This is a genomic window from Romboutsia weinsteinii, assembly GCF_002250835.2.
GTDB classification, from domain to species: Bacteria; Bacillota; Clostridia; order Peptostreptococcales; family Peptostreptococcaceae; genus Romboutsia_A; species Romboutsia_A weinsteinii.
The window spans coordinates 1-11,493 of record NZ_NOJY02000071.1 but is presented as its reverse complement, the minus strand read 5'-3'; the positions used below and the strand labels follow the sequence as shown (position 1 = coordinate 11,493).

General features: G+C 30.8%; 5 protein-coding genes and 1 rRNA gene. All 6 read left to right on the top strand.

All coding sequences use genetic code 11. The features are described from left to right. Positions 1-199: 199 nt before the first annotated feature. Positions 200-316: ribosomal RNA gene (gene rrf, locus CHL78_RS18130) — 5S ribosomal RNA — on the top strand. A gap of 332 nt (positions 317-648) precedes the next feature. Next, positions 649-4,083 carry a pyruvate carboxylase gene (locus CHL78_RS18125; protein ID WP_094369165.1) on the top strand — a complete coding sequence of 1,145 codons (3,435 nt, stop codon included), beginning with the start codon at positions 649-651 and terminating at the stop codon, positions 4,081-4,083. A 422-nt stretch (positions 4,084-4,505) separates the two neighbouring features. Next, a complete protein-coding gene (locus tag CHL78_RS18120; protein ID WP_094369166.1) occupies positions 4,506-6,437 on the top strand; it encodes an elongation factor G in 1,932 nt (643 codons plus the stop codon). A 204-nt stretch (positions 6,438-6,641) separates the two neighbouring features. Further along, on the top strand, positions 6,642-9,092 hold the full coding sequence (locus CHL78_RS18115; RefSeq protein WP_094369167.1) for an ATP-dependent Clp protease ATP-binding subunit: 2,451 nt from the start codon (positions 6,642-6,644) through the stop codon (positions 9,090-9,092). 176 nt (positions 9,093-9,268) lie between these two features. Next, the gene (gene radA, locus CHL78_RS18110; RefSeq protein WP_094368512.1) at positions 9,269-10,642 is read left to right on the top strand and encodes a DNA repair protein RadA; all 1,374 of its coding nucleotides are present in this window, start codon (positions 9,269-9,271) and stop codon (positions 10,640-10,642) included. Between the two features lie 2 nt (positions 10,643-10,644). Beyond that, the coding region (gene disA, locus CHL78_RS18105; protein WP_116041665.1) for a DNA integrity scanning diadenylate cyclase DisA at positions 10,645-11,493 on the top strand (849 nt) is incomplete at its 3' end.

Here is an 11,493-nt window from a genome sequence, read left to right as displayed (position 1 = left end):
AAGTGCAGTAATGTATGTAGCTTATCGATACTAATAGGTCGAGGACTTGACCAATATATATATTTGAGCAACGGGATAAATATGAATGAATATGAATATTTAGACGTTGGCGAAATGAATGTCATGAATTTTAAATGTTTGCAGTTTTTAGAGTATTAACTCTAAATAACTTAATAGAAATATTAAGCATAAGAGATTATGTGGTTACAATAGCAGAGAGGATACACCTGTTCCCATTCCGAACACAGAAGTTAAGCTCTCTAGCGCTGATGGTACTTGGTGGGCAACTGCCTGGGAGAGTAAGACGTAGCCACGTAATCTTTTTTATTTCAAAAGCAAGTTACTAAACTAAGTAACTTGCTTTTTTTATTTTTCTAATAAATATTTAAATGTATATTTACAAAGTCTTAAATACTATATTTAAATTTAAAATCATATTTTATAAATAAATTAGCATATAGTATTAAGATATTAGTAAAATTTTACCTTAAGATTATAATGGTAAAATCTAATTATACACATGAAAAGTTATTTACCTTAATTAATATAGGTTATTAATTAAGGAACTTTAATCCTGGTCTTCAAAAATAAAGTTTTTTAGTCTATAATCTTTAATATTAGAGAAAGAAAGGGGTAGATGAGGGGAATATGCTTAATAAATTTAATAAGGTTTTAGTTGCTAATAGGGGTGAAATTGCGATAAGAATATTTAGGGCTTGCTCTGAATTAGGGATAAAAAGTGTGGGAATTTATAGCAAGGAAGATAAATATAGTTTATTTAGAACCAAGGCAGATGAATCTTATCTAATAGGCAAAGATAAGGGACCAATAGATGCTTATTTAGATATAGATGGAATAATAGATCTAGCTAAGAGAAAACAAGTAGATGCTATACATCCTGGATATGGATTTTTATCTGAAAATCCTGAGTTTGTACGTAAATGCGAAGAAAATGGAATTATATTTATAGGTCCATCTGCTGACATTATGAACATGATGGGAGACAAGATTAACTCTAAAAAGATTGCTAAAGAAGTAAAGGTAGATACGATACCAGGAGTAGATAAACCTATAAAAACTTCAGAAGAAGCAAAAAAAATAGCTTCATTAATTGGATATCCTATAATGCTTAAAGCTTCTAACGGAGGCGGTGGAAGAGGCATGAGAATAGTATATCATGAGGATGATTTAGAGATAGAATACCAAACTGCATGTAGCGAGTCAAAAAAAGCCTTTGGAGAAGATATTATTTTTATAGAAAAATATATACCTAATCCTAAACATATAGAAGTACAAATTTTAGGTGATAAATATGGAAATATAGTTCACTTATATGAAAGAGACTGTTCGGTACAAAGAAGGCATCAAAAGATTATTGAATACGCTCCAGCATTTTCTTTAAGTGATGATATAAGGGAATCTATTTGTAATGATGCTATAAAGATAGCGAAACATGTTGGATATATAAATGCAGGTACTTTAGAGTTTTTAGTGGATGATACTGGGGGGCATTATTTTATAGAAATGAACCCAAGAGTACAGGTAGAACATACTGTGACAGAAATGATTACGGGAATAGATATTGTTCAGAGCCAAATACTTATAGCTCAAGGGTATAAATTAAACAGCAATGAAATAAATATCAAATCTCAAGCTGATATTGAAGTAAGAGGGTATTCTATCCAATGTAGAATAACTACAGAAGATCCTAAAAATAAATTTATGCCAGACACAGGTAAGATTCAAGTATATAGAACTGGATCAGGATTTGGTATAAGACTAGATGGAGGCAATGGATTTACGGGATCAAATATAAGTCCTTACTATGATAGCTTACTCGTTAAAACTATTTCATGGGATAGAACATTTAAAGGAGCTATTAATAAGACAATTAGATCAATAAAAGAGCTAAGAGTAAGAGGAGTAAAGACTAATATTGGATTTTTGGTAAATGTTTTGAATAATCCTATTTTTGCAGATGGAAAATGCAGCACTAAATTCATAGACGAAAACCCTAGTTTATTTGAGATAAAAGATAGTAAGGATAGAGGGACGAAACTTCTTCAATTTATAGGAGATGTAGTAGTGAATGAGAACCAATGCAATCCAAAACCAAAATTCGAAAAAATAAGAAAACCAAGAATAATAGAAAATACGGAAAATATAGAGGGTAGTAGAGAATTATTTAATAGATTAGGAAAACAATCGTATATAGAGCATATCAAAAATGAAAAGAAATTATTACTAACAGATACGACTATGAGAGATGCGCACCAATCATTACTAGCTACAAGAATAAGAAGTTACGACTTAATCAAAGTAGCAAAACCCACAGAACATTATATGAAAGAGTTGTTTTCATTGGAGATGTGGGGGGGAGCTACTTACGATGTAGCTTATAGGTTCCTAAATGAGTCACCTTGGATAAGACTTCAAAAACTAAGAAAAGAAATACCTAATATACTGTTCCAAATGCTATTTAGAGCATCAAATGGTGTAGGATATAAAAATTATCCAGATAATGTAATAAGAGAATTTATTAAAGAATCTGCAAGCCAAGGAATAGATGTATTTAGAATATTTGACTCTTTAAACTGGGTGGAAAATATGAAGCCATCTATAGATGCGGCTTTAGAAACGGGGAAAATAGTAGAGGCAAGTATGTGTTACACAGGAGATATACTAGATAGTAGCAAGACTAAATATAATCTTGATTACTATGTTAATATGGCAAAAGAACTAGAAAGCTTAGGCACAGATATAATATGTATTAAAGATATGGCTGGATTACTTAAGCCTTATGCTGCTTATAGCTTAATTAAAGAATTAAAGAATAATGTAGAAGTACCTATACATCTACACACTCATGATACCAGTGGAAATGGAGTCGCAACTTGCTTAATGGCATCAGAGGCTGGAGTAGATATAATAGATGGGGCACTTGAAACAATGGCAGGTCTAACTAGTCAACCATCGCTAAATGCAATAATAGAAGCCCTTAAAAATACAGAAAGAGATACCAGAATTGACTTATATGGATATGAAGAGATAGGGAATTACTATGCTGATTTAAGGAATGTATATAAAAAGTTTGAAAGTGGATTATGCAGTCCATCTGCAGAAATATATAAATATGAAATACCTGGAGGTCAATATTCAAATCTAAAGCCACAGGCTGATAGTTTAGGTTTAAGTGATAAGTTTGAAGTAGTAAAAGAAAAATACAAAGAAGCTAATATGATATTAGGGGATATTATAAAGGTAACACCATCATCAAAGGTAGTTGGAGACTTAGCTATATTTATGACAAAAAATAATCTAGATAAAGACAATATCATAGAGGAAGGTAAAAATCTATCTTTCCCAGATTCTGTACTAGATTATTGTAGAGGAATGATAGGTCAACCAGAAGGTAAAATTCCAAAGGATATACAGACTGTTGTATTAAAAGGGGAAAAGCCAATTGATGTAAGACCAGGTTTATTAATAGAGGATGAGGATTTTGACCAAATAAAAAAATATCTAGATGAAAAGTTTAATATGAATACTAATATAAGAAATATATTAAGTTACACACTTTATCCAAAAGTATATGAGAACTATTTAAAACATCTCCAAGAGTACAATGATATCTCTAAATTAGAGAGTACTGTGTATTTCTATGGACTAGATGAGGGAGAAGAGTGCGAAGTAGAAATAGAGGAAGGTAAGATACTTACAATTATGCTAAGTGATATTGGTGAGATAAAGGACAATGGATATAGAACAATAAGTTTTGAACTGAATGGTATGACAAGAGAGGTAGAAATAAAGGATAAAAATTTCTCGGGAAAAATTAAAGAGATTATAAAAGCTGATATGAACAATCCGATGCAAATTGGTGCAAGTATACCTGGTAAAGTTGTAAAAATATTAGTAGCAGAAGGGGAAGAAGTAAAGACAAATCAACCATTGCTAATAATTGAAGCTATGAAGATGGAGACTATTATCGTATCCAAGGCTGATGGAATAATAAAATCTATCAAGATAAAAGAAGATGACTTAGTAAGAGATAAACAACTATTAATATCTATGAAAAAGTAATATCTAAAAACTTGTCTAAGGTTAATTTTGTAATAAAATACCTTAGGCAAGTTTATCTTAAAAAAGAGGATAGTCATATCTTAATATAGAAATAAATTCTTACCCAAAAATTTTAAGGATATAGATTTTAGTCCTTATATTTTTCGGGAAATAAATTGCATTCACGATAGCTTTATTTTAGAATAACCAAATTATTTATATTAAAATTGTAGCAAATGAAAAATAATATTCTCATCTATATAGATTTCTATACAAAATTAAGCAAATATAAATTTTACAAAGTATAGAATTTAAATTATATACATAAATTATAAAAGAGAATAAATATTAGAGCTACAGAGTAAAAGCATATCGCAGGAATGACAAATCAATATAACCACACTACACCACCTGCATTAAAAATTTAAAAGGTAGGTGCTTATATGAAGGTATATGATAGTAAAATGTTAAGAAACATAGCAATACTAGGACATAGTGGCTGTGGAAAAACTAATCTAATCGAAGCTATATCTTATGCATCGAATCTAACAAACAAAATACCAAAACTAACAGACAAAGTAAATATGACTTACAGCATGGGATTAGTACCAGTTGAGTATAATAGCTATAAATATAATCTATTAGACACTCCTGGTTATTTCGATTTTAGTGGAGAAGTTATATCATCTCTTAGTGCTAGTGATGCAGCGGTAATCGTAATAGATGCTACAACACCTATTCAAGTTGGTACAGAAAAATCCTTAGAATTAACAGATGACATACCGAAAATCATGTTTATAAATAAAATTGACAATGAAAAAGCTAGATATAAAGACACGCTAGCTATGCTAAGAGAAAAGTATGGTAATAAAGTAGTTCCTATGATTATACCTATATACAAAGATAAGCAATTTGTCAGACTACATAATGTTTTTGAAAATATGGATGACCTTGAAGGCGAGTTTAGAGAACAAGCAGAAAGTGTAAAAGAAGCTTTAATGGAAATTATAGCTGAAACTGATGATGAAATACTAGATAAGTATTTTAGTGGTGAGGAGTTGACTCCTGAAGAGATTCAAAAAGGTATAACAATAGGTATACAAAGAGGAGATATGATTCCTGTAATATGCGGCTCTACTATAAATAATATTGGTACAACAGAAATTCTTGAGACAGTATCCAATTACTTACAACCTAAATATACTGAAGAAGAGAAGCCATTTAAAGGTTTAGTATTTAAAACGATTGTTGACCCATTCATAGGCAAAATGTCATATTTAAAAGTTACTCAAGGTAAGATAAGTAAAGATATGGACATATTCAATTTAAGTAAATCAGCTAAAGAAAAAGTTTCTAGTTTATATACAATGAAAAATCGTGAATTATCAGAGATAGATACAGCAAAATGTGGAGATATAGTAGTCATTACTAAGGTAAACTCATTACAAACAGGAGATACTATATCGGTAAATAAAGATACAGACTTATTAGATAAAATAGAACTTCCTAAGCCTCAAATCTATTATGCAGTACTTCCTAAGAATAAGGGTGACGAAGAAAAAATAGGTATTGCATTAAATAAAATGGTAGAAGAGGATCCTACAATAAATTGGTATAGAAATTCAGAAACGAAGCAAGCTTTAATAGGTGGCCAAGGGGAGCTACATATTAATACAGTTAAGAATAAAATGAAAGATAAATTTGGTGTAGATGTTGATCTAACTGACCTAAAGGTTGCATACAGAGAAACTATAAGAGGAAACTCAGATGTTCAAGGGAAACATAAAAAACAATCAGGTGGACATGGTCAATATGGAGATGTAAAAATAAAATTTGAAAGATGTAATGAAGATTTTAAATTTGCAGAAGAAATATTTGGAGGATCAGTTCCAAAGCAATATATACCAGCAGTAGAAAAAGGATTAAAAGATTCTATGGTCAAAGGCATACTTGCAGGTTTCCCTGTTACAAATATTAAGGCTACACTTTATGATGGCTCATATCATGATGTAGACTCATCTGAGATGGCATTTAAAATGGCAGCTAGCGCAGCGTTTAAAAAAGGTATGGAGGAGGCACACCCAATATTACTAGAGCCTATTATGAAGCTTAAAATTATTGTTCCAGAAGAGTATATGGGAGATGTAATGGGTGACATAAATAAGAGAAGAGGTAAAATACTTGGAATGGAGCCTGATGATGGTGGTAAGCAAACAATATATGCTCAAGCACCTCAGGCAGAAACATTTAAGTATGCAATAGATTTAAGATCAATGACTCAAGGAAGAGGATACTTTGAGATGGAGTTAGAAAAATATGATGAAGTTCCTCAAACAATAGCTAGTAAGATAATAGAGAGTGCGAATAATAAATAGATAAACTAAGGCTCCAGATAGAAAAATCTGGAGTCTTGCTATTTTATCTATCTATCATTGAATATAATTAACAAAAACTAGATATGATTAATATAATAATACATTAACTCAATATGAAACGTCAGAATTAAGTTTAATCATAGACAGATATAAAGGCTAGTTGTAATAACAAATATAGTAAATTGAACTATGGGAGGGATGTTTATGTACTTTAACAGATTTACTCAAAGAGGTAAAAAAGCTATAGATTTAGGGTTAGATTCTGCTAAGAAATTAGGTCACAAAGTTGTAGGTAGTGAACATATACTTCTTGGGTTAATTAGGGAAGAAGAAGGTATTGCAGCGAAGGTATTAAAGCAATTAGGGCTAACAGAAGAGTATCTAGAAGGAAAGATTATTGAGATAGAAGGTGTAGGAAAAGATCCAACAGAGAATATAACTCTTAGTCCTAGAAGTAAGCAAATATTAGAGCTTTCAGGTATGTTTGCAAATAAATTAAAAACTAACTATATCGGAACAGAGCATATATTATTAGCAATAGTTCAAGAGGGCGAAGGAATAGGCGTGAAAATATTAAACAACACTGGAATTGATGAAAGGGTAATAGTACAGTCAATAATAGAGATGATGGGAATAAGTGAGTACTCAGTACAAACACAAAGTGATAGTAGTTACACGAGCAACAAAGCACAAACAACATCTAAGTTACTAGAAAAATATGGGATAAATCTTACTCTATCAGCATTACAAAGTAAAATCGATCCAGTAATAGGTAGAGAAAAAGAAATACAGAGGGTAATACAAATATTAAGTAGACGAACTAAAAATAATCCTGTACTTATTGGAGATCCAGGTGTAGGTAAGACTGCAATAGCAGGAGGATTAGCTATAAATATAGCTACAAATAATGTTCCAGAAACTCTTAAAGATAAAATATTATATACATTAGATATGGGATCCTTACTTGCTGGTGCGAAGTATAGAGGAGAATTTGAAGAAAGAATAAAACAAGTAGTAGATGAAGTGGCTAAAAATGGAAATATAATTTTATTTATAGATGAAATGCATACAATAATAGGAGCTGGTTCTACAGGTGAGGGATCTATAGATGCATCTAATATACTAAAGCCTGTGTTAGCTAGAGGAGAGATTCAAGTTATAGGTGCTACGACTATAGATGAATATAGAAAACATGTAGAAAAAGATGCAGCACTAGAAAGAAGATTCCAGCCTGTAATGGTTTCTGAACCAAATAAAGAGGATTCAATAAAAATACTAGAAGGATTAAGAGATAAGTATGAAGCACATCACAAAGTTAAAATAACAGATGAAGCTATAAAGGCTGCTGTTGATTTATCAACTAGATATATAACAGATAGATTCTTACCAGATAAGGCGATAGACTTAATAGATGAAGCTGCATCAAAGGTTAGATTAAAAGAAAATACACCTCCAGTTAAAATAAAAAACTTAGAGAAAAAGGTACAAAATATCAATCAAGAAAAAGAAGAATCTGTAAGATGCCAAGATTTTGAAAAAGCAGCTCAAATAAGAGATGAACAACAAAAGCTTAAAAAAGAATTGGAAAATGTAAGGCAACAATGGAATAAGTCATCTAAACATGCGGATCTAGTAGATGCTGAGGTTATAGCTGAAGTAGTAGGTCTTTGGACTGGGGTGCCAGTAAACAAAATAATAGAAGAAGAGTCTGATAGATTACTTAAATTAGAAGATATTTTACATGAAAGAGTTATAGGCCAAGATCAAGCTGTAAAATCTATTTCAAAAGCAATAAGAAGGGCTAGATCTGGTCTTAAAGATCCGAATAGACCAATAGGTTCGTTTTTATTCTTGGGACCTACAGGTGTAGGTAAGACAGAATTATCTAAGGCTTTGGCTGAGGCAGAATTTGGAGATGAAAATAAGATAATAAGAATAGATATGTCTGAGTATATGGAAAAACATGCTGTATCTAGAATGATAGGTTCACCTCCAGGATATATAGGTCATGATGAAGGAGGCCAACTAACTGAAAAGGTTAGAAGAAGTCCATACTCTGTTATATTATTTGATGAGATAGAGAAAGCTCACTCAGATGTATTTAATATACTACTACAAATATTAGATGATGGTAGATTGACAGATTCAAAAGGTAGAATGGTAGATTTTAAAAACTCTATAGTAATAATGACATCTAATGTTGGAGCAACAACAATAGGCAAAGAAAAAGTACTAGGATTTAGTACAGTAAAAGATAGTGATTTAGAAAAAGATAAGTATGAGAAAATGAAAGAAAATATAATGGTAGAGCTAAAACAAAAATTTAGACCTGAGTTTTTAAACAGAATAGATGATATAATAGTATTCCACTCATTGACAGAAGAACATATTAATGAAATAGTAAAACTAATGACAAATAAAGTAATAGAAAGATTAAAAGAAATGGATATAGAATTAGATATGAGTGAAGATGCAGTAAAGCTTATAGCTAAGGCTGGACTTGACTTAGAATATGGAGCAAGACCATTAAAAAGAGCGATACAAAAAGAATTAGAAGATGAATTATCTGAAGAACTTCTGAAAGGAAATGTAAAAAAACAGACTTCTATCTTCGCTATTGTGGAAGATGATAAAATAGTATTTAAAAGTAAATAGATAAATTAAAAATAAGAGGATTTTATTCCTCTTATTTTTTAGATAAATAAGTCGTATTATATATACTATAAAGATATTATTTAAGTATAATTATTAAAAATTTATTAAGTTTACATATTATTCCATACATATGATAAAATTATATAGTACAATAGGAAATTAAGGGTGATTAAAATATGGCAAAAATAAAGACTAAGTATGTATGCCAGGAATGTGGCTACGAGACATCAAAATGGCTTGGGAAATGTCCTGAGTGTACAAAGTGGAATACTTTTGTAGAAGAAATAGATCAAAAAAGTTCAAAGAAAGAAGTATTTATAGTAGATAAATCTTCTTCGAGACCAATAAATATAAATTCAATAGAAACAAGAGCAGAAGAAAGATTTAGTACAAGTATAAATGAGTTAGATAGAGTACTTGGTGGTGGAATAGTAAAAGGATCATTAGTACTTGTAGGAGGAGACCCAGGAATAGGTAAGTCGACACTTTTAATTCAAGTTTCAAGTAATGTAGCTAATTCAGGGAAAAAAGTTTTATATATATCAGGAGAAGAATCAGAATCTCAAATAAAAATGAGAGCAAGAAGATTAGGAATAAACTCAGAAAATTTATATATATTTGCAGAAAATAATATAAGCATTATAGAATCTCAATTAGAGAGCATAGATCCAGAACTTATAATTTTAGATTCAATTCAAACTGTATATAGCCCAGAGATAAACTCAGCTCCAGGGACTGTTAGCCAAATTAAAGAAGGAACTTCTAGATTTATGAAAATTTCTAAGAAAATGGGTATATCAACCTTCATAGTTGGACATGTAACAAAGGAAGGATCATTAGCAGGTCCAAAGCTTTTAGAGCATATGGTTGACACAGTTTTATACTTTGAAGGTGAAAGATACAATACCTATAGATTGGTTAGAGCAGTAAAGAATAGATTTGGATCAACCAATGAGCTTGGAGTTTTTGAAATGAGAGACTTAGGATTAGTAGAGTTAGAAAATCCATCTAAGATACTTATTGCAGAAAAACCAAAAGATGTAGCAGGTTCATTAATCATATCTACTGTAGAAGGGACAAGACCTATGCTTCTAGAATTACAAGCATTAGTATCTCCAACTAGCTTTGGAATCCCTAAAAGAACTGCAACAGGAGTAGACTATAATAGAGTATCATTACTCTTAGCTGTATTAGAAAAGCGTGTTGGTTTACAAATACAAAATCAAGACGTATATATAAATATAGTTGGAGGAATAAAGATTAATGAGCCATCTATGGATTTGGGTATAGTTCTTGCAGTTGCATCAAGCTTTAGAAATATACCTGTAGATGAGCATATTGCAGTTACAGGTGAAGTTGGTTTAACTGGTGAAATTAGAGGGATTAGCTTCATAGAAAAGAGAATTGCGGAATGTAAAAAGCTTGGGTTTAAAAAAATTGTTATACCAAGAACAAATTATGATGTAGTAAAAGATACGAAAGGGATAGAAATCTGGCCAGTAGATAATTTAAGACAAGCAATAAATATTGTGCTAGGAGGGAATAAATAATAATGGAGGACATATTAAGTAACAAAAGCCTACTACATGCATTAAAAATGATATCTCCAGGAACTCCACTTAGACAAGGGTTAGACAATGTGCTAAAAGCCAAAACAGGTGGACTTATAGTTCTAGCAAACAATGAGGAAATAATGAATGTGGTAGATGGAGGTTTTGCGATTAATGCAGAATACTCACCATCATATTTATATGAACTAGCTAAAATGGATGGGGCAATAGTACTTAGTGGGGATACAAAAAAAATACTTTTTGCAAATGCACAGCTTATACCAGATTATTCGATACCTACATCTGAAACAGGTACTAGACACAGAACTGCTGAGAGAGTTGCAAGGCAAACTAATGCAATAGTAATTGCAATTTCTCAAAGAAGAAATGTAATAACTGTGTATAGAGGAAATGAGAAGTATGTAGCAGAAGAGATATCAAAAATATTTACAAAAGCTAACCAAGCAATTCAAACCTTAGAAAAATATAAATACGTATTGAATCAAGCTGTAATAAATTTAAATGCATTAGAATTTAATGATTTGGTCACTATTTATGATGTGGCGCTTGCATTACAAAAAATGGAAATGGTAATGAGAATAACCAATATTATTGAAAAATATGTAATTGAATTAGGTGATGAAGGTACACTGGTAAGTATGCAATTAGAAGAACTTATGGGTACAACCAGAACTGATGAAGAATTAATATTTAAAGATTATAGTAGGCAATCAGTAGATATTAAAGAGTTTAAAAAGAAGATTAAGAATTTATCATCAGAAGAACTCGTAGATCTTATTAATATAGCTAAAATGCTAGGATATAGTGGGTTCTCAGAAAATATGGACATG